This window comes from Bacillus cereus group sp. RP43 (assembly GCF_040459645.1).
In the GTDB taxonomy this organism is placed as follows: Bacteria; Bacillota; Bacilli; order Bacillales; family Bacillaceae_G; genus Bacillus_A; species Bacillus_A mycoides_C.
Map to the genome: position 1 here is coordinate 1,505,785 of NZ_JARVHQ010000001.1, position 24,167 is coordinate 1,529,951.

The window sequence follows — 24,167 nt, forward strand, 5'->3', positions numbered from 1 at the left end:
CAATGATATGAAAATATGATATAATTTACAGAAGGTAGTAGAGCCTTGTCTCTATTACCTTTTTCATTGAGTTATTTCATGGCTTGGATGTGATAAAGATGATTTGTAGTATGACAGGATTTGGAAGATCGAAAGTAGAAAACGATATTTTTCAAATAACAGTAGAAATGAAGTCGGTGAACCATCGTTTTTTAGAAATGAGTATTCGGCTTCCGAAGCAAATGATGGTGTTTGAAGACAAGATTCGTAAAATAATTGCAAAGCAAGTTCGCCGTGGACGTATTGAAGTGTCTATTAGTATAACAGGTGAAGGGCTTGTTGAAAGAAAATTAAGTGTGAATTGGGAGCTTCTCAAGCAGTACCAATCCATTATGGAAGATATAAAAGGGAAATTTCAATTACAAGATTCTATTACACTCGGGCAACTAATGGGAATGCCAGAAGTAACGGCAATTGAAGAAATAGAAAATGTAAATGAACAATTTGAAAACAGTTTATATGAGGCTGTTCGCCAAGCTGCTCATATGTTAAAAACGATGAGAGATGGCGAAGGAGAACGATTACATAAAGATATAGCGTATCGTTTGCAAGAGATTCACAATTGTGTAAATGCAATTATTCCACATGCACCAATTGTTACACAAAAATATCGTGAACGATTAGAAAATCGCTTAAAAGAATTACATAATCAAGATTTAGATGAACAAAGATTGCTAACAGAAGTCGCAATGTTTGCAGAGCGTTGTGATATTCATGAGGAGTTAGTTCGTTTACAAAGTCATTTAGATCAATTTCGTGAAACACTGCAGATTGAAGAGCCTGTTGGAAGGAAAATGGACTTCATCGTGCAAGAGATGCATAGAGAAATTAATACGATTGGTTCTAAGGCAAATGACTTAACAATTTCAAAATATGTTGTAGAAATGAAAAATAACCTTGAAAAAATTCGTGAACAAGTACAAAATATTGAGTAGCTTTCAAAAAATATATAAAGTTATACGTGGTGGAGAAATCGGATAGACTTACTAGGAGGCGCAAACTATGGCCATGCGGTTTTTAAATATTGGATACGGAAATATTGTATCTGCTCATCGAATTATTGCTATTGTAAGTCCGGAGTCAGCTCCTATTAAACGAACAGTACAGGAAGCACGTGAACATAATGCTTTGCTTGATGCTACGTATGGGAGAAAAACAAGGGCGGTTATTGTTATGGATGATGGGCATGTAGTATTAAGTCCAATTCAGCCAGAGACGATTGCACATCGTTTGAATAATAAAGAAGATTTAAGTGAGGAAGGGTAGGTTTTACATATTTATGAGAAGTAGAAGAGGATTGCTCATCGTTCTTTCGGGACCTTCTGGTGTCGGGAAAGGAACGGTTCGAAAAGAGCTGTTTAGCCATGAAGACACACGTTTTCAGTACTCTATTTCAGTAACGACACGTAAACCGCGTGAAGGTGAAGTAGATGGTGTGGATTATTTCTTTAAAGAGAGAGAAGAATTTGAAGAAATGATTCGTAATGAAAGGTTACTTGAATGGGCTGAGTTCGTTGGTAACTATTACGGAACACCGATTGATTATGTTGAAAAAACGTTACAAGAAGGAAAAGATGTGTTCTTAGAAATTGAAGTGCAAGGAGCAATTCAAGTTAAGAAAGCCTTCCCTGAAGGTGTATTTATTTTCTTAGCACCTCCAAGTTTATCTGAACTAAAGAACCGAATTGTCGGCCGTGGTACAGAAACTGAAGATGTTATTGAAAATCGTTTAACTGTAGCGAAAGAAGAAATCGAAATGATGGACGCTTATGACTATGTTGTAGAAAACGATCAAGTTGAATTAGCTTGCGACCGAATTAAAGCAATTGTGGTTGGTGAACATTGCCGCCGCGAAAGAGTGGCAAAATACTATAAAGAAATGACGGAGGGTCTATAATTATGTTAAATCCATCAATTGACTCATTATTAACAAAAATCGATTCTAAATATACACTTGTAACAGTAGCTGCAAAGCGTGCACGCGAAATGCAAATTGCTGACAATTGTGTTATTGAAAAGCCTGTTTCTCATAAATGTGTGGGTAAATCATTAGAAGAAATCGATGCAGAAGTATTAAAATATGTACCAAGCGATGACAAAATAATTGATTAAGACATTCTTTTCGACAAATTAAAACATAGACTTTATAATTTTCTATGTAACGGTAACAACCTATTTACAAGTAGGTTGTTATTTTTTTACGACAGAGCCGAAAAGAACTTGGATAAAGATGAAACGAAATGCTAGCACTGACGAGCTGAAAAAATTCCATTTCAGCAGAATAAGTTTGAAAAAGAAAGAGGACGAGTCATATGCTAAAAGGGAAAAAAATACTTCTATGTGTAACAGGAGGCATTGCGGTTTTTAAAGCAGCGGCGTTAACAAGTAAATTGACACAAACGGGGGCAATTGTAAAAGTAATGATGAGTGAGTCAGCAATGAAATTTGTTACGCCTCTTACATTTCAAGCACTTTCTCGCCATGATGTATATACAGATACATTCGATGAGAAAGACTCGGCTGTTATCGCTCATATTGATTTAGCGGATTGGGCAGATGTTGTGCTTGTTGCACCTGCTACAGCTAATTGTATTGGAAAATTAGCTGGTGGTATTGCTGATGATATGATTACAACTACTTTGTTAGCTACTACAGCTTCAGTATGGATTGCACCTGCTATGAATGTGCATATGTATGAAAATAAAATTGTTCAAAAAAACATGATGACGTTAAAAACATTAGGATATACATTTATTGAGCCTGGGGAAGGTTTTTTAGCATGTGGTTATGTAGCAAAAGGAAGACTGGAAGAACCTGAAGTGATTATTGGACGATTAGAAGAGGCCTTCTCCGAACAAAAACCATTGCAAGGAAAGCGAATATTAATAACAGCTGGACCGACACGTGAAAAGATTGATCCAGTTCGTTTTATGACGAATTTCTCTTCTGGAAAGATGGGATATGCGATCGCAGAAGTTGCAGCAAGCTTAGGTGCTGATGTCATACTTGTGTCAGGACCGACAGCATTAGAGTCACCATTACATGTAACAACAATACAAGTAGAATCTGCACAAGATATGTTAGAGGCAGTCCTTCAACATTATCAGAATGTGGATGTTGTCATTAAAACAGCAGCCGTTGCAGATTACCGTCCGAAATATGTTCATGATAATAAAATGAAAAAGAAAAACGGCGATGCTGTAATTGAATTAGAAAGAACAGTGGATATTTTAAAAACGTTAGGTGAGAAGAAGGACCGACAGCTACTTATCGGTTTTGCAGCTGAAACGACAAACATAGAGGAATACGCAACGAGAAAATTACGTGAGAAAAATGCAAATATGATTGTTGCGAATGACGTGAAAGTGCAAGGAGCTGGATTTGGTACAGATACAAATATTGTGACAATGTATAGAAAAGATGGAAAAATTATCGAACTGCCACTTTTAATGAAGAAAGAAGTAGCTCGTGAAATATTAAAGCAAATAGAAATGATGTTAGAAGATGATCGTGTATGAAGTTTGCAAGTGTAGTTGTTGATGTACCTGCACGTCAAACAGATCGACCGTTTGATTATATTATCCCTAAAAAATGGGAAGATATCGTGCAAACAGGAATGCGTGTAGTAGTCCCATTTGGTCCGAGGAAATTGCAAGGTTTTATTATTGGAATAAAGGATTCGGTTGACCTAGAAAGTAAAAAGTTAAAAGCGTTGTATGAAATATTAGATGTCACTCCGGTTTTAAATGATGAATTATTAAAGCTTGGGTATTGGCTTACAAGTGAAACGTTATGCTATATGATTTCAGCTTTTCAGGTAATGCTTCCGACAGCGATAAAAGCAACATATAAAAAGCGTCTGCAACTTCGTAACCAAGAAGAAGTAGCGCCAGAAATTCTTTCTTTATTTCAAGGGAAGGAAACGATAGATTGGGAAGCTATCGAAGCGCAGCCGCACCTATATCGCACTATTCAACAAGAAATTAAAAATGGTACGACTGAAGTGGTTTATCAAGTAAAGGATAAAGTGCAAAAGAAGAAACAAAGAGTAGTTCAACCGGAGTTGCCGGCAGATAAATTGGAATTAGCAGCATTTGAACTGAAAAGTAAAAAACAACAAGACGTACTCTATTATTTTGTAGAAAACTACAACAGTGTACCGTTAAAAAATTTAACAGAAGAATTACAGATAACAGATGCTCCAATAAAATCACTTGTTAAAAAGGGTCTAATCTCAGAAAAGTATGTAGAAGTATACCGGAATCCGTATGACGATGATGATTTTGAACAAACGAAACCATTTCCGCTTACTGAGGAACAAAAACAAGTAATTACACCGATTTTGTCATCAATTACAAATGAAACTTACAATCCATTTTTACTATATGGTGTTACAGGAAGTGGTAAGACTGAAGTGTATTTACAATCTATAGCAGCGGTGCTCGAGAAAGGAAAAGAAGCAATTGTGCTTGTTCCTGAAATTGCGCTAACGCCCCAGATGGTAGATCGCTTTAAAGGTAGGTTCGGTTCGCAAGTTGCAGTTCTTCACAGTGCACTTTCTGTTGGAGAAAAGTATGATGAATGGCGCAAAATTTTAAGAAAAGAAGTGAAAGTGGTAGTTGGTGCACGTTCAGCTATTTTTGCTCCCTTTGAAAATTTAGGAATCATTATTATTGATGAGGAACATGAATCGAGTTATAAGCAAGAAGATAACCCGAAGTATCATGCGAGAGATGTAGCAGTGTGGAGAGGACAATACCATAAGTGTCCAATCGTTCTCGGAAGTGCAACGCCGACACTTGAATCGTTTGCTAGAGCGAAAAAAGGTGTCTATGGGTTGCTTACAATGGAAAAACGTATGAACAAACAAGCTTTGCCGACTGTAGAAATTGTTGATATGCGTGAAGAGCTACGTGATGGAAATCGCTCAATGTTTTCAAAGGCACTGCATGAAAAAATAGCAGATCGATTAGAAAAGAAAGAACAAATGGTTCTCTTTTTAAATAGAAGGGGTCATTCTACGTTTGTGATGTGCCGTGATTGTGGGTATGTCGTACAATGTCCGCATTGTGATATTTCGTTGACATATCACAAAATGAACCATCGTTTAAAATGTCATTATTGTAGTCATGAGGAAAATATGCCAACGGAGTGTCCTGCTTGTAATAGTACGTATATTCGTTTCTTTGGTACAGGGACGCAAAAGGTTGAAGAAGAAATCACAAAACTATTCCCTGAGGCGCGGGTCATTCGAATGGACGTGGATACAACAAGCCGTAAAGGAATGCATGAAAAATTATTAAAGGCGTTTGGTGAAGAGAAAGCAGATATATTACTTGGAACACAAATGATTGCAAAAGGGCTTGATTTTCCGAAGGTGACGCTTGTTGGGGTTTTAACGGCGGATACGATGCTTCATCTACCTGATTTTCGGGCGAGTGAAAAGACATATCAGCTATTGACACAAGTGAGTGGACGTGCAGGAAGACATGAATTGCCAGGGGAAGTTGTAATTCAAACGTATACGCCGGAACATTACAGTGTAGAATTAGCAAAGAATCAACAATATGATGTATTTTATGAGCAAGAAATGCAAATGAGACAAATGAGACAATATCCGCCATATTACTACGTTGTACTTGTAACTGTATCTCATCCGGAATTATTAAAGGCAGTCCAAGTGACGGAAAAAATTGTCGGTCATTTACGAACGCATTGTTCAAGGCAAACAATGGTGTTAGGGCCGGTTGCTTCAGCAATTCCAAGGATAAAAGATAGATATCGTTACCAATGCATGATAAAATACAAACGGGAACCAAACTTAAAGAACGTGCTCAAAATGGTAAATGAACATTATCAAGCAGAAATGCAAAAAGAGCTACAAATCTCAATTGATTTTAATCCAACAATGTTAATGTAGCGGAGGGAAATATGGCAGTTTTAGAAATTGTAAAGCATCCAAATGAAGTGTTAGAAACACCATGCGAAAGAGTAATTAACTTTGATAAAAAGTTAGTGAAATTGTTAAAAGATATGCATGAAACAATGTTAATTGCAGATGGCGTTGGTCTAGCTGCGCCACAAGTAGGTGTAAGCTTACAAGTTGCTGTTGTTGATATCGGTGATGATACGGGTAAAATTGAATTAATTAATCCTGTTATTTTAGAAAAACGTGGTGAACAAGTAGGTCCCGAAGGCTGCTTAAGCTTTCCGGGACTTTATGGTGAAGTGGAGCGTGCAGATTACATTAAAGTACGTGCGCAAAATCGTCGCGGTAAAATATTTTTATTAGAAGCGGATGACTTCTTAGCGCGTGCAATTCAGCATGAAATCGATCATTTACACGGTGTTTTATTTACATCTAAAGTGAAAAGATATTATGAAGCAGGCGAATTAGAATAGGTTTAAAAGGAGCGGTTTTTGAATGATGAAAGTAGTATTTATGGGGACACCGGACTTTTCTGTGCCGGTGCTTCGTCGTCTTATCGAGGACGGATATGACGTAGTTGGTGTTGTGACGCAACCTGATCGTCCAGTTGGTAGAAAAAAGGTTTTAACACCTACTCCTGTTAAAGTAGAAGCGGAGAAACATGGTATTCCAGTATTACAGCCGTTAAAAATTCGTGAAAAAGACGAATATGAAAAAGTATTAGCACTAGAGCCAGACTTAATTGTAACAGCGGCATTTGGACAAATCGTGCCGAATGAAATTTTAGAAGCGCCAAAGTATGGATGTATTAATGTCCACGCGTCATTACTTCCAGAACTTCGCGGTGGTGCACCAATTCATTATGCGATCATGGAAGGTAAAGAGAAAACAGGTATTACAATTATGTATATGGTAGAAAAATTAGATGCTGGTGATATATTAACGCAAGTAGAAGTAGAAATTGAAGAGCGTGAAACAACAGGTTCATTATTTGACAAGTTAAGCGAAGCAGGAGCACATCTTTTATCTAAAACGGTTCCTTTACTAATTCAGGGTAAACTAGAACCAATTAAACAAAGTGAAGCTGAAGTGACGTTTGCATATAATATTAAACGTGAGCAAGAGATAATTGATTGGACAAAAACAGGTGAAGAAGTATACAATCACATTCGCGGATTGAATCCATGGCCAGTTGCTTATACGACTTTGGCAGGACAAGTTATTAAAGTATGGTGGGGAGAGAAGGTCTCTATTACAGAGAAAGCTGAACCAGGTACAATAGTAGCTCTTGAAGAAGATGGATTTGTTGTTGCAACAGGGAATAAGACAGGTGTTAAAATCACTGAATTGCAACCGTCTGGTAAAAAGCGTATGAGTTGTTCACAATTTTTACGTGGAACAAAACCTGAAATTGGTACGAAGTTAGGAGAAAATGCATGAGACAAAATGTTCGTGAGTTAGCTCTGGATGGCTTAATTCAAGTAGAAAAAAGTGGCGCATATAGCAACCTACTTTTAAATAATCTGATTGAAAAAAATACAATAGACAGAAAAGATATTGGTTTATTAACTGAAATGGTATATGGAACGATTCAACGTCGTGACACACTAGATTATTATTTACAACCATTTTTAAGAAAAAAGGTTGAAGCGTGGGTAAGAGTGTTGCTTCGCCTATCTTTATATCAAATGCTATATTTAGACCGAGTTCCAGAAAGAGCGGCTATTCATGAAGCTGTTGAGATTGCGAAGCGTCGTGGACATAAAGGGATTTCAGGCATGGTGAACGGAGTATTGCGTTCAATTCAGCGAGAAGGTGTACCTTCGTTAGAAGAAATCAATAATCCAGTAGAACGACTTGCGATTGCAACAAGTCATCCGATGTGGCTTGTACAAGAATGGGCATCTGAATATGGTTTAGAGACAGCAGAGAAAATGTGTGAAGTAAATATGTTGCCACCTGTACCAACAGCGCGTGTAAATGTTGATAAAGTAACGGTAGAAGAAGCGGTTGCGTTATTAGCTGATGAGGGTATAGAAGCAAAACGTGGCGAATTGTCAGAGGATGCAATTCAAATTGAAAGAGGAAATGTCGCACATACAGAAGCGTTCAAAAAAGGTTTCCTTTCTATTCAAGATGAAAGCTCAATGCTTGTAGCACGTGCTTTAGAACCGAATAAAGGAGATGCAGTTCTAGATAGTTGTGCTGCTCCTGGCGGAAAAACAACTCATATTGCAGAGCGTTTGGACGGAACAGGTAAGGTAATGTCGCTTGATTTACACGCACATAAAGTACGTTTAATTGAACAACAGGCGAAGAGACTTGGTTTAGAAAATGTAGAAACGATGGCTTTAGATGCTAGAAAAGTTCAAGAGCATTTTGCAAATGAATCTTTTGACAAAATATTAGTAGATGCACCATGTTCTGGATTTGGTGTTATTAGACGTAAACCTGATATTAAGTTAGGTAAAGATAAGGGCGATAGTGAAAGATTATCAACGATTCAACTTGCGATACTAGAAAAAATAGCACCATTGTTAAAACAAGGTGGTCGCCTTGTTTATAGTACGTGCACAATTGAAAAAATAGAGAATGAACAAGTAATAAAGCAATTTTTACAAGAGCATCCTGAATTTGAATGGGATACTACGATAAAAGATCGCATGCCAGAAAAGTTAAATCCGTATATTGATGAAGGTCAAGTACGAATTTTACCGCATTATTTTGCAACAGATGGCTTTTATATTGCTTGTTTAAGAAAGAAGGTGTAGCATCATGGAAACGACTGTAAAAAAACAAAAGAAAAATCTAGAAACAAAGAAACCATCAATTTATTCTTTACAACTTCATGAAATGCAAGATTGGTTAAAGGAACAAGGAGAACCTAAGTTCCGTGCAGGACAAATTTTTGATTGGCTATATAAAAAACGTGTAAAAAATTATGAGGATATGTCAAACCTTGCTAAAGGATTGCGCGATAAATTGTCGAATTCCTTTGATATTACTACTTTAAATACTTTAGTAAAACAAACGTCTTCGGATGGAACGATTAAATTCCTATTCCAGTTATACGATGGGTACTCTATTGAAACGGTACTAATGCGACATGAATATGGAAATTCCATTTGTGTAACAACACAGGTGGGTTGCCGCATTGGCTGTACGTTCTGTGCTTCTACACTTGGTGGGTTAAAACGAAACTTAGAGGCTGGAGAAATTGTAGCGCAAGTAGTAGAAGTTCAGCGTGCGCTTGATGAAACAGAAGAACGTGTAAGTTCTCTTGTTGTTATGGGAATCGGAGAGCCGTTTGATAATTATGACAACTTAATGTCATTCTTACGCATTGTAAATCATGAAAAAGGAATTCATATTGGTGCAAGACATATGACAGTTTCAACAAGTGGAATTGTTCCAAAAATTTATAAGTTCGCTGAAGAAGATATGCAAATTAATTTTGCGATTTCATTGCATTCTGCAAATACAGAGTTACGTTCAAAATTAATGCCGATTAACCGTGCTTATAAGCTACCAGATTTAATGGAAGCTGTTAAATACTATGTAAATAGAACAGGGCGTCGTATTACGTTTGAATATGGCTTATTTGGAGGGGAAAATGACCAAGTTGAGCAAGCTGAAGAACTTGCTGCGCTCTTAAAAGGTGTAAAATGTCATGTAAACTTAATTCCGGTAAACTACGTGCCAGAACGTGATTATGTACGTACGCCACGAGAGCAAATTTTCTTATTTGAAAAGACGCTAAAAGATCGTGGAGTGAATGTAACAATTCGCCGTGAACAAGGTCATGATATTGATGCAGCCTGCGGTCAGTTGCGTGCAAAGGAGCGCAAAGAAGAGACGAGGTGACGAGATGAAAGCCGTGTTTCTATCGGATAAAGGGAAAGTTCGTCAACATAATGAAGATAGTGCAGGAGTTTTTCACAATTTAGATGGAAATATTTTAGCGGTAGTAGCAGATGGAATGGGAGGTCATCGAGCTGGCGATGTAGCTAGCTCGATGGCTATTCAATTATTCCATGATTATTGGAAGCAAACGCATAATATGAATGAGCCTAAAAAGGTAGAAAAGTGGTTACATACTAACGTTGGAATTATTAATGAGCGCATATATGCTTACTCTAAGCAGCATGTAGAATGTAATGGCATGGGAACAACGGTTATCGTGGCGATTTGTACACCTAATTTTGTAACAATAGGTCATATAGGAGATAGTCGTTGTTATATGGTATCAGAGGGAGAAATATCGCTTGTAACGGAAGATCACTCACTTGTAAATGAACTTGTTAGGCACGGTGAAATTTCAAAAGAAGATGCAGAATATCACCCGAAAAAGAATGTTCTGTTAAGAGCATTAGGAACAGAAGAAAAAGTCGGACTAGATGTTAAAACATTGGTGCTCGAAGAAGACGATCAATTGCTTCTTTGCTCTGATGGATTGTCTAACAAAGTTTCTATTGCTGATATGCAACAAATTTTACAATTGAATGAACAGCTCGAGGCGAAGGGAGAGCATCTCATTCAATTAGCAAATGATCGTGGTGGAGAAGATAATATCACCCTCGTTATTATTGATTATGCGGATTCGACAAACGAAAGTAGGTGAAGTGCAACGTGCTGATTGGAAAACGCTTAAATGACCGTTATAAGCTGCTGAAAATGATTGGCGGTGGAGGAATGGCCAATGTATATTTAGCTCATGATGATATACTTGGCCGAGATGTAGCGGTGAAAATATTAAGACTCGACTATTCAAATAATGAAGAGTTTATTAAACGTTTCCATCGAGAAGCGCAATCTGTTACAACGTTGTCGCATCCAAATATTGTGAATATGTATGATGTTGGGGAAGAGGATGGTATATATTATCTTGTAATGGAATATGTACCTGGCCGAACATTGAAGCAATACATAATTGATCGAGGGATGTTACCGATAGGAGAAGCTCTTGATATAATGGAGCAGTTAACATCCGCCATGGCACACGCCCATCATTTTGAGATTGTGCATCGCGATATTAAACCGCACAATATTTTGATCCGAGATGATGGAGTGATAAAAGTCACAGACTTTGGAATTGCGACAGCTACAAGTGCAGCAACGATTACACATACAAATTCGGTGCTCGGTTCGGTGCATTATTTATCACCAGAACAAGCGCGTGGCGGTATAGCGAATAAACAATCAGATATTTATTCACTTGGGATTGTTATGTTTGAATTGTTAACAGGAAGACAACCGTTTTCTGGTGAATCTGCTGTTGCAATTGCGTTAAAACATTTACAAAATGAAATGCCATCTCCAAAAAGATGGAATGAAAATATTCCACAAAGTGTTGAAAATATTATATTAAAGGCAACTGCGAAAGATCCGTTCCATCGATATCAATCTGCTAACGCGATGAAACGAGATATTGAAACAGCACTATACCCAGAACGAATCAATGAACAACCATTTTACATACCAGAAGATATGGAAGCAACGAAAGCGATTCCAATTATTCAACAAGAACAACTATTTCAAAACGTAAGTGATGAAACGATTGTATTAAAAGGAAGTAAAGTGGATGAACAAGTAAGAAAAGAAGAGACCGAATCAGGTAAGAAGAAAAAACGAAGTAACAAATGGCTGAAGGTTTTAATTACAACATTTTTACTTTTAGCGATAGGGATAACATTAGCACTTACTGTTGTTCCAGGCTTCTTTATTCCGAAAGATGTGAAGGTTCCTGACGTGGCTGGTATGAAATATACAACAGCTGTAAATACATTAGTTGAAAAGGGGTTTGAAGTTACTGAACCTAATATTGTATATACAGATGACGTTGAAGCCGGAAAAGTGATAAAAACAGATCCTATAGCTGGAAGAGTAGTGAAAGAAAACTCTAAAATCACTATCTATCAATCAGGTGGAAAAAAGAAAAGTAAGATGAGTGATTTCACAGGAAAAGATTTCGAGAGTATAAGGGCTGAGTTAGAAGAAAAATATAAACAAGTTACAGTAAATTATATTGAAAATGATAAGCCAAAAGGTGAAATTGTAGAACAAATACCAACTCCTGACCAAATGGTTATAGAGGCAGAACAGGAACTGAAAATTTGGGTAAGTAAAGGGCCTTATCAGATTAGGTCAGGTGATTTTTCAGGATGGACTGAAAATAGCGTGAAAGGTTATTTAAATGAAAGAAAGCTTGTTTCTGATATAAAAAGAGAATATTCAGATGCAATTGATAAAGGCCTTGTTATTTCACAATTTCCAAAGCCTGGGACACCTTTAAAAGAAGGAGATAAAGTAACGATTGTTATCTCTGATGGCCCGAAGCCTAAAGTGACGAAAACGGTAAAAGTGGATAATATTTCTATCCCATATGAGCCTTCTGCAACAGGTGAGAAAAAACCGCAAACAATAGAAATTTATAAAGAAGATATGCAGCAAAAAATGGATAGACCAGTTGAAACTAGAACAATTTCAGAGTCAGCGACAATTTCTTTAGAATTTGTAATTCAAGAAGGTGCAAGGGGACACTATAAAATTGTTCGAGATGGAGTAACAATTATCGACAAAGAAGTACCATATCCAGCTCAATAATAGTGAATTTCATCGTCCTTATATAGAAGATGGGATGTATTACTCTTGCCTGTTATGCTGTCTACATCGTGGACTGTATAACAGGCAAAAATATATGATTCAAAAAGCTGTAAAAGTGATACTGTTGTAAATAATATTTCAAATTTGATGGTAGATTAAATATATGAACCTGGATATATATTTGGTGGGCTTTGAAATAATTGTTTAAAGAACTCTAGTCTATTCATATTTAATTGCAGTTTCATTTTATACAAAATAAAGGAGAATTATATGCCAGAAGGAAAAATTGTAAAAGCTCTAAGTGGGTTTTATTATGTGCAGAATGAGGAAGGGATTACACAATGTCGCGGGCGTGGTGTATTTAGAAAGAATAAAATTACGCCACTTGTAGGAGACCAAGTTGTTTTTCAAGCGGATAATCCGAATGAAGGTTATGTGTTAGAAGTATTTGATCGGAAAAATGAACTTGTTAGACCTCCTATTGCTAATGTTGATCAAGCTATTCTTGTTTTCTCTGCAGTAGAACCAGATTTTAATCCAGGACTGTTAGATCGATTTTTAGTGTTGATTGAATATCATAACATTAAGCCGATTATTTGTATTAGTAAAATGGATTTAGTAGATGAAAAAATGAGAGAAACTGTTGAATCTTATGCAAATGATTATCGTGAAATGGGTTATGATGTGTTGTTTACTTCTATAAATACTGCGGAAAGTATTGATATTCTGAAACCATTCTTAGAAGGTTGTATTTCCGTCGTTGCAGGCCAATCTGGTGTTGGGAAATCTTCAATGCTAAACGTATTACGCCCAGATTTAGAATTGAAAACTAATGATATTTCCTCACATTTAGGGCGTGGAAAGCATACGACAAGACACGTGGAATTAATTACAGTTGGAAGCGGACTTGTTGCGGATACACCTGGTTTTAGTTCGCTTGATTTCATAGATATAGAGGTAGAAGACCTTACGTATTGTTTTCCAGAGTTGAAAGAAGCGAGCCAATACTGTAAATTTAGAGGGTGTACACACCTTGTTGAGCCGAAATGTGCAGTGAAAGCTGCGGTTGAAGAAGGAAAGATTACCGAATATCGCTATAAGAATTACAAACAATTCGTAGAAGAAATTAGAGAGAGAAAGCCGAGGTATTAGTCATGATCAAAATTGCACCATCAATTTTATCAGCAGATTTTTCAAGATTAGGGGAAGAGATTAAAGATGTAGAAAAAGGCGGGGCTGACTACATTCACGTCGATGTAATGGATGGACATTTCGTACCAAATATTACGATTGGACCATTAATTGTAGAAGCAATCCGACCGATTACATCATTACCGTTAGATGTACATTTAATGATTGAAAATCCTGATAACTATATCCCAACTTTCGCAAAAGCGGGAGCTGATATTATTACTGTTCATGTAGAAGCTTGTCCACATCTACATCGTACAATTCAGTTAATTAAATCTCATGACATTAAAGCGGGAGTTGTATTAAATCCACATACTCCAGTTTCAACGATTGAGCATGTATTAGAAGATATAGACATGGTATTACTTATGACAGTAAATCCTGGATTTGGCGGACAAAAGTTTATCCATTCTGTATTACCGAAAATCAAACAAGTTGCAGAAATGGTTAAAGAGCGAAATCTACAAGTGGAAATTGAAGTTGATGGTGGTGTTAACGCTGAAACGGCAAGGCTTTGTATTGAAGCAGGAGCGAATGTTCTTGTAGCGGGATCAGCAGTATACAATCAAAAAGACCGCGGTGAAGCAATTCGTGTAATTCGCGGATAAAGAATGAAAGAGCCTTTATCCTAGTGAAGCTTCTAGTTCAGTAAGACTTCACTACTTATACATGTTAGAGTGGCAAATAAGGAGAAAGGCAATCTACCGAATGGCAGATTGCCTTTTTACAATAGAAGGGGAAGGAAAAATGATTATTCATATTTTAGCGGGAGGACCTGCAGAATACTGCGCAGATTTTTCTCGGTATGAAAATGAAGAAGTAGTTTGGGCGGCTGTTGATAGAGGAGTGTACCGTTTGTTGAAAAGAGGAATCACTCCGGCTGTTGCGTTTGGGGATTATGATTCAGTTACTGATGAGGAATTAGCATGGATGGGACAGCAGACAAATGAATTACATATTGTCCCGCGAGAAAAAGATCAAACAGATTTAGAGATTGCAATTAGCTGGGCTTTAGAACAGAAACCAAAATTAATTCGTATTTTTGGTGCTACTGGTGGAAGGCTTGATCACGGTTTAGCGAATATACAGATGCTTTTAAAGGGATTAGAAGCACAGATAGAAATGTGTATTGTGGATAATAAAAATGAGATAATGGTGAAAAAGATAGGTGCATATATAATTGAAGGAAATGAATATTTTCCATATGTATCATTTGTACCAGTTACTGAAAGGGTAGAAGGCATTACACTTCAAGGCTTTAAGTACCCTCTTACTAATAAAACAATAGAGTGGGGATCGACACTTTGTATTAGTAATGAACTCATTGAGGAAAAAGGTACTTTTTCATTTACCTCTGGCATATTAATGATGATAAGAAGCACTGATTGAAGAAACAATTTTGCTCCTTGCATCATATAGTGAACAAGTGGAGTAATGGGGATTAGGAGGGAAACCATGAGATTTTATACAATTAAGTTACCTAAATTTCTTGGTGGAATTGTTCGTGCGATGTTAAATACCTTCAAAAAAGACTAAAAAAAGCACCTATTACCGGTGCTTTTTCCATTGGTATAATAAAAAAAGAGCCTAGCGGCTCTTTTTTTTATTATTAAACACGTTCGATTTTGCCAGATTTTAATGCTCTAGCAGAAACGTAAACACGTTGAACTTTTCCGTCGATGCGTACGCGAACTTTTTGAAGGTTAGCGCCCCATTTACGTTTTGTAGCGTTCATTGCGTGAGAACGAGAGTTACCAGAACGAGCTTTTCTTCCAGTGATAGCACAAACACGAGCCATTTATATTTCCCTCCCTTAACTACCGTAACATACGTAATTTTTCAATGTTAGTCTTTTATGCGATGCTAAAAACACTACTATAATTTAACACAACTAAAAAGAGAATGCAACACCGTAGGAAAAAGAAATCAAGAAAAAATACTTGACACTATATGTCAATGAAGAAAAGGTGAAATCAAGAAAAATTGCTTGACATATTATAGTGGTACATGTTGTATAATAACAATGGACTATTTTGCTCATCATAAGAAAATGTAATTAAAAACATAAAATATGAGAGTGAAAAAGAAAGAACGATGGAATTTTCTTTAAAAAGATTATATGATAGTAACTAAAGTAGTCTAGCTCACTTTCACCATTTATGAAGGGGGAAACGAGATGTCAATTGAAATTAAAACAAAGTACGGTCAAATTGATATTAGTACAGATGTAATTGCAACAATTGCTGGAGGTGCCGCAGTAGATTGCTACGGTATCGTAGGTATGGCATCAAAAAATCAGTTAAAAGATGGATTAACAGACATTTTACGAAAAGAAAACTTCACTAGAGGCGTTATTGTTCGTAAAGATGAAGATGAAGTACATATTGATATGTATATTATTGTGAGCTATGGTACGAAAATTTCAGAAGTAGCACATAACGTGCAGACTAAAGTGAAATATACATTAGATCAAACTGTAGGACTAGCAGTAGATTCTGTAAACATCTACGTACAAGGAGTTAAAGTAATAAACTTGTAATGTGCATTAAGGAGGAAAATCTGTGTCAATTCAAAAAATTGATGGAAAACGTTTATCACAAATGATCATTCAAGGAGCCAATAATTTAACAAATAATGTTCAGCTTGTTGATGCATTAAACGTATTTCCAGTTCCAGATGGCGATACCGGTACAAATATGAACTTATCAATGACTTCAGGAGCACGTGAAGTGAAAGCAAATCCTTCACAACATGCTGGTAAAGTCGGCGTAAGTTTAGCCAAAGGATTATTAATGGGAGCTCGTGGTAACTCTGGGGTTATTTTATCTCAGTTATTCCGTGGTTTCTCTAAATCCATTGAACAAAAAGAAGAATTAACGACAGTTGATTTCGCTGCAGCTTTAGAAGCTGGAGTAGAAGCAGCTTACAAAGCGGTTATGAAACCGATTGAAGGAACGATTTTAACGGTTGCAAGAGAAACGGGTAAATATGCAGTGACAGTTGCGAAAAAACAGCGCGACTTTGTTTTGTTTATGGAAGACGTTGTAAAAGAAGCAAACGCATCGTTAAATCGTACGCCAGATTTATTACCTGTATTAAAACAAGTTGGCGTTGTAGATAGCGGTGGTAAAGGTCTTGTTGTTGTATATGAAGGATTTTTAGCTGACTTAAAAGGAGAAACGATTTCTTCTAATGTGCCTGCCCAACCATCTATGAATGACATGGTACGCGCAGAACATCACCGTAGTGTACAAAGCCAATTGAGTACAGAAGATATTAAGTATGGATATTGTACGGAATTCATGGTGAAATTAGAGCCTGAAAAAATGAAGGAACATAATTTCTCTGAACAAAAATTCCGTGAAGATATTAGTGTGTACGGAGATTCACTACTTGTTGTATCGGATGATGAGGTTGTAAAGGTTCATATTCATGCGGAACATCCTGGAGATCCTATGAACTATGGACAACGTTACGGTAGTCTAATTAAGATCAAAGTAGAAAATATGCGTGAACAGCATACTGCTTTATTAGATGAGCCTACCATGGTGCCTGAACAAACGAATCAGCCAAAAGAGAAACAACCGTATGGTATTGTAACTGTAGCTATGGGATCTGGTATTAAAACTTTATTTGAGAGCATTGGCGCAACGAAAGTTATCGAAGGTGGCCAAACGATGAATCCGAGTACGGAGGATATTGTGAAGGCGATTGAAGAAGCAAATGCGGAAAAAATCATTATTCTACCAAATAACGGAAATATCGTGATGGCAGCAGAACAAGCAGCGTCAGTTGTAGAACAAGAAGTTATTGTTGTTCGTTCAAAAACAGTTCCTCAAGGTATGGCTGCAATGTTAGCATTTAATCCAGTTGGAACGCTAGAAGAGAATGAAGAAAACATGAAGGAAGCTTTATCTCATGTGAAAACAGGTCAAATTACGTATGCTGTTCGTGATACGGAAATTGACGGTGTGGAGATTCAGAAAGATGATTTCATGTGTATTGCAGATGGGAAAATCGTATCAACAAACGCTGAAAAAGTAGGAGCTGCGAAGCAATTACTAGAAGCACTAATTGATGAGGATTCTGAAATCGTAACGATTCTACAAGGTGAAGATGCAACAGATGAAGAAGTGGCTGAATTAGTTGCGTTTGTTGAAGAGAACTTTGAAGATGCAGAAGTAGAAGTACATACAGGGAATCAACCGGTGTATTCTTTCATCTTCTCTGTAGAATAAGACAAGATTCGTTTTGAAAATAGATGGATTACTTACTTGCTAATGGATAAGAAGTAGTGATATGGAACTTATTACTACTTCTTATTCAAAAGGCTAGCATATTGATGATAGAAAAGAGCCTTGCTGCTAATAGTGAGGCTCTTTTCTTACGTGTTGTATATCTTTGTTTTATCCCGCATTAACTGCCCGTAAACGCCCGATTGGTGAAGGCTAATAATCAGTGGGGGATGAATAAAACCCCCACTGATTATAGTTTCACTTTATATAGAGGGATTAGAGTAGTTTCTCTTAGAATGCCTATGATAGAATATATAAGGTGAAAGAGAGCGAGTGCAGATGTCAATGATGTTAATGGATAATCAATAGAATGAATCGAAGAAAATAATGTGACGGAGCGTGAGAATCTTGAATGGAGTTGTACAAGTTCCTGTTACGGATGTAAAGGGAATCGGAGGAGAAACATCTGAGTTATTACATGAGATGGGAATTTATACAGTTTCTCATCTGTTAGAACATTTTCCGTACCGTTATGAAGACTATGCGATGAAAGATCTTGCTGACGTAAAGCATGATGAGCGTGTGACAGTTGAGGGGAAAGTCCATAGTGCTCCTCTACTTCAATATTATGGTAAGAAAAAGTCGCGTCTTACAGTTCGTGTTCTTGTCGGTCGTTATTTAATTACGGCGGTATGTTTTAATAGACCTTACTATAAGCAAAAGTTAACGTTAGATGAAACAGTAACGATTACTGGTAAATGGGATCAGCATCGCCAAACGATCGCTGTATCAGAACTTCATTTTGGACCGGTTGTGCGTCAACAAGAAGTAGAACCAGTATATTCCGTGAAAGGGAAACTGACAGTAAAACAGATGCGCCGTTTTATTGCCCAGGCTTTAAAGGAGTATGGAGATTCTATAATTGAAGTGTTACCTGACGGTTTGTTAAGTAGGTATAAATTATTACCACGTTATGAAGCGCTTCGAACGTTACATTTTCCGATGGGACAGGAAGACTTAAAGCAAGCGCGTCGCCGTTTTGTATATGAGGAATTTTTCTTGTTTCAGTTGAAAATGCAAACATTACGGAAAATGGAAAGGGAAAACTCGAAAGGGACGAAAAAAGAAATTTCATTAGTAGAATTGCAAGAGTTTACTGATGCACTTCCGTTTCCATTAACTGGCGCACAACGCCGGGTTGTAGATGAAATAATGAAAGATATGACATCTCCGTACCGAATGAATCGATTATTGCAAGGGGATGTAGGTTCTGGGAAAACAGTTGTTGCTGCGATTGCTCTTTATGCGGCGAAATTGGCTCATTATCAAGGTGCTTTGATGGTTCCTACAGAAATTTTAGCCGAACAACATTATCAGTCGCTCGCGGAGACGTTTTCACATTTCGGTATGAAGGTTGAATTGCTAACAAGTTCTGTTAAAGGTGTGAGACGTCGAGAAATTTTGTCGAGATTAGAACAGGGAGAAGTAGACATCCTTGTTGGGACGCACGCTTTAATTCAAGACGAGGTTATATTTCATAGGTTAGGTCTTGTTATTACTGATGAACAGCATCGATTTGGTGTGGCGCAGCGCCGGGTTTTACGTGAGAAAGGTGAAAGTCCAGATGTGTTGTTTATGACGGCGACCCCAATCCCGCGTACGTTAGCTATCACTGCATTTGGAGAGATGGACGTTTCTATTATCGACGAAATGCCAGCTGGTAGAAAGGTAATCGAAACGTACTGGGCAAAACATGATATGTTAGATCGTGTTCTCGGCTTTGTGGAGAAAGAGATAAAAAAAGGAAGACAGGCATATGTTATTTGTCCTCTTATTGAAGAGTCTGAGAAGCTTGATGTACAAAATGCTATCGACTTACATAGTATGCTGACTCATCATTATCAAGGGAAATGCCAAGTTGGATTAATGCATGGGAGACTATCATCTCAAGAAAAAGAAGAGATAATGGGACATTTTAGTGAAAATAAAGTGCAAATTCTTGTGTCGACAACAGTTGTTGAAGTAGGTGTGAATGTACCGAATGCGACTGTTATGGTTATTTATGACGCGGAACGTTTCGGTTTATCACAGCTCCATCAGCTGAGGGGGCGTGTTGGGCGTGGTAGTGAGCAATCATATTGTTTATTAATTGCGGACCCGAAATCAGAAACGGGAAAAGAAAGAATGCGCATTATGACTGAAACAAATGATGGATTTGTATTGTCAGAAAAAGATTTAGAGTTACGAGGTCCTGGGGATTTCTTTGGAAGTAAGCAAAGTGGTCTGCCAGAATTTAAGGTTGCTGATATGGTGCATGATTATCGGGCGTTAGAAACAGCAAGACAAGATGCGGCGATACTAGTTGATTCAGAAGCATTTTGGCATAATGATCAATATGCTTCGCTGCGTACTTATCTTGATGGGACAGGTGTGTTCCAGGGAGAGAAGCTCGATTAAAAGTAGTCTGCAAAAGTTTTTGTTGCATTCTACTTTTAATGATTATATACTACTTTTAGTACCTAGTCATAAAAATGGATGGTGCGGTATGAAAAAAAGAAGAAGTAAAAAAGAAAGACAAGAATTATTACAACAAACAATAGAAACGAATCCTTTTATAACGGATGAAGATTTAGCGGAAAAATTTCAAGTGAGCATACAAACTGTTCGTCTTGATCGTATGGAATTATCTATTCCTGAATTAAGAGAACGAATTAAGCATGTGGCTACAAAACAACATGAAGAAGATGTGAAATCTTTACCGTTAGAAGAGGTTGTCGGAGAAATTATCGATATAGAATTAGATAGACATGCGATTTCTATCTTTGAAGTAAAGGTAGAACATGTATTTAAAAGAAATCAAATTGCTCGTGGGCATCATTTGTTTGCACAAGCAAACTCACTAGCTGTTGCGGTTATTGATGAGGAATTAGCTTTAACTGCAAAGTCCACCATTCGATATATTCGTCCTGTAAAATTAGGAGAGCGTGTTGTTGCAAAAGCACGTGTTGAAGATGTAGAGAATGATAAAGGACGGACGGTTGTCAAAGTGCGTAGCTTTGTTGGAGAAGAACTCGTTTTTACAGGCACTTTTGAAATGTATCGATCTAGTAATTATAGTGAGGAAGGTAACAACTTATGAAAATCGCAATAGATGCAATGGGCGGCGATCATGCACCGAAGGCTGTAGTATTAGGAGCAATGAAAGCTATTAAGGAATACTCAGATTTACATATTACGTTAGTAGGGAAAGAAGAGGGAATTCGTCAATATTTAACGAGTGAAGAGCGAATTACTATACTTCATACGGACGAAAAAATCGAATCGACAGACGAACCAGTAAGAGCGGTTCGCCGAAAAAAACAAGCTTCAATGGTACTAGCGGCGCAGCAAGTAAAAGACGGCGTAGCGGATGCTTGTATATCAGCAGGTAGTACAGGAGCTTTGATGGCAGCTGGATTGTTTGTTGTTGGTCGTATGGAAGGAATTGAACGACCAGCTTTATCGCCTACAATGCCAACTGTTGATGGAGAAGGTTTTGTTATGTTAGATGTTGGAGCCAACGTTGATGCAAAACCAATTCATTTATATCAATATGCAGTAATGGGCTCTGTTTATGCAGAGAAGGTAAGAGGAATTAAAAATCCACGCGTTGGACTTTTAAACGTTGGAACAGAGGATGGTAAAGGAAACGAGCTTTCAAAACAGGTCTTTGCTATGCTCAAGGATGCACCAATTAATTTCGTTGGAAATGTTGAATCAAGAGATTTATTGCAAGGTGTAGCAGACGTTGTTGTATGTGATGGTTTTACGGGTAATGTAGCGCTAAAATCATTAGAAGGAACAGCACTTGCGTTATTCTCTATGTTAAAAGAACAATTAATGAGTTCGTTTACGAGCAAATTAGCAGCAGCGGTATTAAAACCAAAACTTATGGTATTGAAAGATAAAATGGATTATTCAGAGTATGGAGGAGCGGCATTGTTTGGATTGAAAGCTCCTGTCATTAAGGCTCACGGTTCTTCTAATGACCAATCGATATTTAGTGCGATTCGTCAAACGAGAGAAATGGTAGCGAAAGAAGTAATTCCTACAATTTCAAGTGTCATGGAGAAGGAGCCGCTTCAATAAGAGGAGGATTTGAAATGGGAAAACTAGCATTTCTTTTTCCAGGCCAAGGTTCACAGGCGGTTGGAATGGGTAGACAGTTAGCGGAGAATAATAAAGAGGTTGCGAAAGTGTTTGCAAAAGCGGATGAGGTTTTGCATGATTCTCTTTCAGAAGTGATTTTTGAAGGACCACAGGAAAAGTTAACATTAACGACAAATGCGCAGCCGGCACTATTAACAACGAGCTTTGCGATTTTAACAGCTTTGAAAGAGTATGATATTACACCTGATTTTGTCGCAGGACATAGTTTAGGTGAATATAGCGCTCTTGTAGCTGCGGGTGCATTAACATTCGAAGACGCTGTGTATGCTGTAAGGAAACGCGGGGAATATATGGAAGAAGCTGTTCCAGGCGGAGAAGGTGCAATGGCAGCTATTTTAGGTGCGGATCCGGATATGCTGAAACGAGTTACAGAAGAAGTAACAAGTGAAGGATACGCAGTACAAATTGCTAATATGAATAGTACGAAGCAAATTGTTATTTCTGGAACAAAGCAAGGAGTAGAACTTGCTTCTCACAGAGCGAAAGAAAATGGTGCTAAAAGAGCAATTCCACTCAAAGTAAGTGGACCGTTTCATTCTTCACTTATGAAACCAGCTGCTGAGAAGTTCCAATGTGTTTTAAATGAAATTACAATTCAAGACACAAATATTCCTGTTATTGCAAATGTTACGGCAGACGTTATTACACGTGGTACAGATATTCAAGAAAAGCTAATTGAACAGCTCTATTCGCCTGTATTATGGTACCCATCTATTGAGTATATGGTGAATCAAGGGGTAGATACATTTATTGAAATCGGACCTGGAAAAGTACTTGCTGGTCTTATGAAGTCGATTGATTCTTCAGTGAAAGCATATGCGATATATGATGAAGAGACATTAAAAGATACCATTTCAAATTTGAGAGGAGAAAGCTGATGTTAAAAGGGAAAGTAGCATTAGTAACTGGTGCTTCACGTGGGATTGGTCGTGCGATTGCCATTGATTTAGCGAAACAAGGGGCAAATGTTGTAGTAAATTATGCTGGTAATGAGCAAAAAGCGAATGAAGTAGTTGATGAAATAAAAAAATTAGGTTCAGATGCCATTGCAGTAAGAGCAGATGTTGCAAATACTGATGATGTTACAAGTATGGTGAAACAAACTGTAGATACGTTTGGACAAGTTGATATTCTTGTAAATAACGCTGGTGTAACAAAAGATAATTTATTAATGCGTATGAAAGAAGAAGAATGGGATACAGTTATTAATACAAACTTAAAAGGTGTTTTCTTATGTACGAAAGCAGTATCGCGCTATATGATGCGTCAACGTCATGGACGTATTATTAATATTGCTTCTGTTGTTGGTGTAACAGGAAACCCAGGACAAGCAAATTATGTTGCTGCTAAAGCTGGTGTAATTGGATTAACAAAAACATCAGCAAAAGAATTAGCGAGCCGAAATATTACTGTAAATGCAATTGCTCCAGGGTTTATTGCGACTGATATGACGGATGTATTAGATGAAAATATAAAAGCAGAAATGTTAAAATTAATTCCTGCAGCTCAGTTTGGAGAAGCACAAGATATCGCAAATACTGTAACGTTTTTTGCTTCTGATCAAAGTAAATATGTTACAGGTCAAACGTTAAATGTTGATGGCGGTATGGTAATGTAATAAAAGAATCGATTTCACCTAGTTTTTTTGGACAATATTTTATATAATATTTGAGGGGAGGTGAATAAAATGGCAGATGTTTTAGAGCGTGTAACAAAAATTGTCGTTGATCGTTTAGGAGTAGAAGAAACTGAAGTAGTACCAGCTGCAAGCTTCAAAGAAGATTTAGGAGCAGACTCCCTAGATGTAGTAGAACTTGTAATGCAATTAGAAGATGAATTTGAAATGGAAATTTCTGATGAAGATGCTGAAAAGATTGCTACTGTTGGCGATGCTGTGACTTACATAGAGAGTCATCTATAATGCTTAAGTGAAGTCCCGTTTTTTAACGGGGCTTCTCGGC

25 protein-coding genes are annotated in these 24,167 nt (G+C 37.3%); 24 read left to right on the forward strand and 1 reads right to left on the reverse strand.

Translation table 11 applies throughout. From position 1 onward, the window contains the following. Positions 1-98 precede the first annotated feature (98 nt). The 16 genes from QCI75_RS07995 to spoVM all read left to right on the forward strand — a co-directional run bounded on the left by QCI75_RS07995 (position 99) and on the right by spoVM (position 15,298). Positions 99-974, forward strand: a complete 876-nt coding sequence (locus tag QCI75_RS07995) for a YicC/YloC family endoribonuclease (RefSeq protein ID WP_353760203.1) — start codon at positions 99-101, stop codon at positions 972-974. A gap of 67 nt (positions 975-1,041) precedes the next feature. Then, positions 1,042-1,305, forward strand: a complete 264-nt coding sequence (gene remA, locus QCI75_RS08000) for an extracellular matrix/biofilm regulator RemA (RefSeq protein ID WP_001251456.1) — start codon at positions 1,042-1,044, stop codon at positions 1,303-1,305. A 13-nt stretch (positions 1,306-1,318) separates the two neighbouring features. Continuing rightward, positions 1,319-1,936: a guanylate kinase gene (gmk, locus tag QCI75_RS08005; RefSeq protein ID WP_002173127.1), complete on the forward strand. Its 618-nt coding sequence runs from the start codon at positions 1,319-1,321 to the stop codon at positions 1,934-1,936. 2 nt (positions 1,937-1,938) lie between these two features. Next, a complete protein-coding gene (gene rpoZ, locus QCI75_RS08010; RefSeq protein ID WP_098777351.1) occupies positions 1,939-2,151 on the forward strand; it encodes a DNA-directed RNA polymerase subunit omega in 213 nt (70 codons plus the stop codon). Between the two features lie 200 nt (positions 2,152-2,351). Continuing rightward, positions 2,352-3,557 carry a bifunctional phosphopantothenoylcysteine decarboxylase/phosphopantothenate--cysteine ligase CoaBC gene (gene coaBC / locus QCI75_RS08015; protein WP_353760204.1) on the forward strand — a complete coding sequence of 402 codons (1,206 nt, stop codon included), beginning with the start codon at positions 2,352-2,354 and terminating at the stop codon, positions 3,555-3,557. Next, a complete protein-coding gene (gene priA, locus QCI75_RS08020) occupies positions 3,554-5,959 on the forward strand; it encodes a primosomal protein N' (protein WP_144506122.1) in 2,406 nt (801 codons plus the stop codon). The genes coaBC and priA overlap by 4 nt, the downstream gene beginning before the upstream one ends. A gap of 11 nt (positions 5,960-5,970) precedes the next feature. Then, positions 5,971-6,441, forward strand: coding sequence for a peptide deformylase (def, locus tag QCI75_RS08025; RefSeq protein WP_002014496.1), 471 nt, complete (start codon positions 5,971-5,973; stop codon positions 6,439-6,441). A 22-nt stretch (positions 6,442-6,463) separates the two neighbouring features. Continuing rightward, positions 6,464-7,408: a methionyl-tRNA formyltransferase gene (fmt, locus tag QCI75_RS08030; RefSeq protein ID WP_353760205.1), complete on the forward strand. Its 945-nt coding sequence runs from the start codon at positions 6,464-6,466 to the stop codon at positions 7,406-7,408. Beyond that, positions 7,405-8,739, forward strand: a complete 1,335-nt coding sequence (gene rsmB, locus QCI75_RS08035) for a 16S rRNA (cytosine(967)-C(5))-methyltransferase RsmB (protein ID WP_098777347.1) — start codon at positions 7,405-7,407, stop codon at positions 8,737-8,739. The genes fmt and rsmB overlap by 4 nt, the downstream gene beginning before the upstream one ends. A gap of 4 nt (positions 8,740-8,743) precedes the next feature. Then, the gene (gene rlmN / locus QCI75_RS08040) at positions 8,744-9,832 is read left to right on the forward strand and encodes a dual-specificity RNA methyltransferase RlmN (RefSeq protein WP_070144606.1); all 1,089 of its coding nucleotides are present in this window, start codon (positions 8,744-8,746) and stop codon (positions 9,830-9,832) included. A gap of 4 nt (positions 9,833-9,836) precedes the next feature. After that, the gene (locus QCI75_RS08045; RefSeq protein ID WP_199672389.1) at positions 9,837-10,589 is read left to right on the forward strand and encodes a Stp1/IreP family PP2C-type Ser/Thr phosphatase; all 753 of its coding nucleotides are present in this window, start codon (positions 9,837-9,839) and stop codon (positions 10,587-10,589) included. An 8-nt stretch (positions 10,590-10,597) separates the two neighbouring features. Continuing rightward, on the forward strand, positions 10,598-12,571 hold the full coding sequence (pknB, locus tag QCI75_RS08050; protein ID WP_353760206.1) for a Stk1 family PASTA domain-containing Ser/Thr kinase: 1,974 nt from the start codon (positions 10,598-10,600) through the stop codon (positions 12,569-12,571). 270 nt (positions 12,572-12,841) lie between these two features. Further along, positions 12,842-13,723 (forward strand): ribosome small subunit-dependent GTPase A, encoded by an 882-nt coding sequence (gene rsgA / locus QCI75_RS08055; protein WP_144506126.1) that lies wholly within the window; start codon positions 12,842-12,844, stop codon positions 13,721-13,723. Between the two features lie 2 nt (positions 13,724-13,725). Continuing rightward, positions 13,726-14,370 carry a ribulose-phosphate 3-epimerase gene (gene rpe, locus QCI75_RS08060; RefSeq protein ID WP_002111395.1) on the forward strand — a complete coding sequence of 215 codons (645 nt, stop codon included), beginning with the start codon at positions 13,726-13,728 and terminating at the stop codon, positions 14,368-14,370. Positions 14,371-14,470: 100 nt separating this feature from the next. Further along, positions 14,471-15,151 carry a thiamine diphosphokinase gene (locus QCI75_RS08065; RefSeq protein WP_144506127.1) on the forward strand — a complete coding sequence of 227 codons (681 nt, stop codon included), beginning with the start codon at positions 14,471-14,473 and terminating at the stop codon, positions 15,149-15,151. Between the two features lie 66 nt (positions 15,152-15,217). Next, the gene (spoVM, locus tag QCI75_RS08070; protein ID WP_001213599.1) at positions 15,218-15,298 is read left to right on the forward strand and encodes a stage V sporulation protein SpoVM; all 81 of its coding nucleotides are present in this window, start codon (positions 15,218-15,220) and stop codon (positions 15,296-15,298) included. Positions 15,299-15,371: 73 nt separating this feature from the next. Here the strand turns inward: spoVM and rpmB are convergent, their stop codons facing one another. Then, positions 15,372-15,560, reverse strand: a complete 189-nt coding sequence (gene rpmB, locus QCI75_RS08075) for a 50S ribosomal protein L28 (protein WP_000124776.1) — start codon at positions 15,558-15,560, stop codon at positions 15,372-15,374. A 378-nt stretch (positions 15,561-15,938) separates the two neighbouring features. Between rpmB and QCI75_RS08080 the strand changes: the two genes are divergently transcribed. The 8 genes from QCI75_RS08080 to acpP all read left to right on the forward strand — a co-directional run bounded on the left by QCI75_RS08080 (position 15,939) and on the right by acpP (position 24,127). After that, complete coding sequence (locus QCI75_RS08080; RefSeq protein ID WP_000021109.1) at positions 15,939-16,301, forward strand: Asp23/Gls24 family envelope stress response protein; 363 nt, start codon at positions 15,939-15,941, stop codon at positions 16,299-16,301. 22 nt (positions 16,302-16,323) lie between these two features. After that, positions 16,324-18,000 (forward strand): DAK2 domain-containing protein, encoded by a 1,677-nt coding sequence (locus tag QCI75_RS08085; protein ID WP_144506128.1) that lies wholly within the window; start codon positions 16,324-16,326, stop codon positions 17,998-18,000. A gap of 405 nt (positions 18,001-18,405) precedes the next feature. After that, positions 18,406-20,454, forward strand: a complete 2,049-nt coding sequence (gene recG, locus QCI75_RS08090) for an ATP-dependent DNA helicase RecG (protein ID WP_353760207.1) — start codon at positions 18,406-18,408, stop codon at positions 20,452-20,454. Between the two features lie 88 nt (positions 20,455-20,542). After that, positions 20,543-21,136 carry a transcription factor FapR gene (gene fapR, locus QCI75_RS08095; RefSeq protein WP_000747352.1) on the forward strand — a complete coding sequence of 198 codons (594 nt, stop codon included), beginning with the start codon at positions 20,543-20,545 and terminating at the stop codon, positions 21,134-21,136. Continuing rightward, on the forward strand, positions 21,133-22,125 hold the full coding sequence (gene plsX / locus QCI75_RS08100) for a phosphate acyltransferase PlsX (protein WP_002128828.1): 993 nt from the start codon (positions 21,133-21,135) through the stop codon (positions 22,123-22,125). The genes fapR and plsX overlap by 4 nt, the downstream gene beginning before the upstream one ends. Positions 22,126-22,139: 14 nt before the next feature. Beyond that, the gene (gene fabD / locus QCI75_RS08105; protein WP_353760208.1) at positions 22,140-23,084 is read left to right on the forward strand and encodes an ACP S-malonyltransferase; all 945 of its coding nucleotides are present in this window, start codon (positions 22,140-22,142) and stop codon (positions 23,082-23,084) included. Then, on the forward strand, positions 23,084-23,824 hold the full coding sequence (fabG, locus tag QCI75_RS08110) for a 3-oxoacyl-[acyl-carrier-protein] reductase (RefSeq protein WP_199672382.1): 741 nt from the start codon (positions 23,084-23,086) through the stop codon (positions 23,822-23,824). The genes fabD and fabG overlap by 1 nt, the downstream gene beginning before the upstream one ends. 69 nt (positions 23,825-23,893) lie before the next feature. Continuing rightward, positions 23,894-24,127 carry an acyl carrier protein gene (gene acpP, locus QCI75_RS08115; protein ID WP_002014515.1) on the forward strand — a complete coding sequence of 78 codons (234 nt, stop codon included), beginning with the start codon at positions 23,894-23,896 and terminating at the stop codon, positions 24,125-24,127. Positions 24,128-24,167 lie beyond the last annotated feature (40 nt).

Bases quoted from the DNA above. Each gene is read 5' to 3' on its own strand.
- fmt (WP_353760205.1), top strand. From the start codon at position 6,464: ATGATGAAAGTAGTATTTATGGGGACACCGGACTTTTCTGTGCCGGTG.
- acpP (WP_002014515.1), top strand. From the start codon at position 23,894: ATGGCAGATGTTTTAGAGCGTGTAACAAAAATTGTCGTTGATCGTTTA.
- plsX (WP_002128828.1), top strand. From the start codon at position 21,133: ATGAAAATCGCAATAGATGCAATGGGCGGCGATCATGCACCGAAGGCT.
- gmk (WP_002173127.1), top strand. From the start codon at position 1,319: ATGAGAAGTAGAAGAGGATTGCTCATCGTTCTTTCGGGACCTTCTGGT.
- rpmB (WP_000124776.1), bottom strand. From the start codon at position 15,560: ATGGCTCGTGTTTGTGCTATCACTGGAAGAAAAGCTCGTTCTGGTAAC.
- def (WP_002014496.1), top strand. From the start codon at position 5,971: ATGGCAGTTTTAGAAATTGTAAAGCATCCAAATGAAGTGTTAGAAACA.
- coaBC (WP_353760204.1), top strand. From the start codon at position 2,352: ATGCTAAAAGGGAAAAAAATACTTCTATGTGTAACAGGAGGCATTGCG.
- rsmB (WP_098777347.1), top strand. From the start codon at position 7,405: ATGAGACAAAATGTTCGTGAGTTAGCTCTGGATGGCTTAATTCAAGTA.
- QCI75_RS08045 (WP_199672389.1), top strand. From the start codon at position 9,837: ATGAAAGCCGTGTTTCTATCGGATAAAGGGAAAGTTCGTCAACATAAT.
- remA (WP_001251456.1), top strand. From the start codon at position 1,042: ATGGCCATGCGGTTTTTAAATATTGGATACGGAAATATTGTATCTGCT.
- rsgA (WP_144506126.1), top strand. From the start codon at position 12,842: ATGCCAGAAGGAAAAATTGTAAAAGCTCTAAGTGGGTTTTATTATGTG.
- fapR (WP_000747352.1), top strand. From the start codon at position 20,543: ATGAAAAAAAGAAGAAGTAAAAAAGAAAGACAAGAATTATTACAACAA.
- rlmN (WP_070144606.1), top strand. From the start codon at position 8,744: ATGGAAACGACTGTAAAAAAACAAAAGAAAAATCTAGAAACAAAGAAA.
- QCI75_RS08080 (WP_000021109.1), top strand. From the start codon at position 15,939: ATGTCAATTGAAATTAAAACAAAGTACGGTCAAATTGATATTAGTACA.
- QCI75_RS07995 (WP_353760203.1), top strand. From the start codon at position 99: ATGATTTGTAGTATGACAGGATTTGGAAGATCGAAAGTAGAAAACGAT.
- QCI75_RS08065 (WP_144506127.1), top strand. From the start codon at position 14,471: ATGGCAGATTGCCTTTTTACAATAGAAGGGGAAGGAAAAATGATTATT.
- fabG (WP_199672382.1), top strand. From the start codon at position 23,084: ATGTTAAAAGGGAAAGTAGCATTAGTAACTGGTGCTTCACGTGGGATT.
- priA (WP_144506122.1), top strand. From the start codon at position 3,554: ATGAAGTTTGCAAGTGTAGTTGTTGATGTACCTGCACGTCAAACAGAT.
- rpoZ (WP_098777351.1), top strand. From the start codon at position 1,939: ATGTTAAATCCATCAATTGACTCATTATTAACAAAAATCGATTCTAAA.
- spoVM (WP_001213599.1), top strand. From the start codon at position 15,218: ATGAGATTTTATACAATTAAGTTACCTAAATTTCTTGGTGGAATTGTT.
- fabD (WP_353760208.1), top strand. From the start codon at position 22,140: ATGGGAAAACTAGCATTTCTTTTTCCAGGCCAAGGTTCACAGGCGGTT.
- rpe (WP_002111395.1), top strand. From the start codon at position 13,726: ATGATCAAAATTGCACCATCAATTTTATCAGCAGATTTTTCAAGATTA.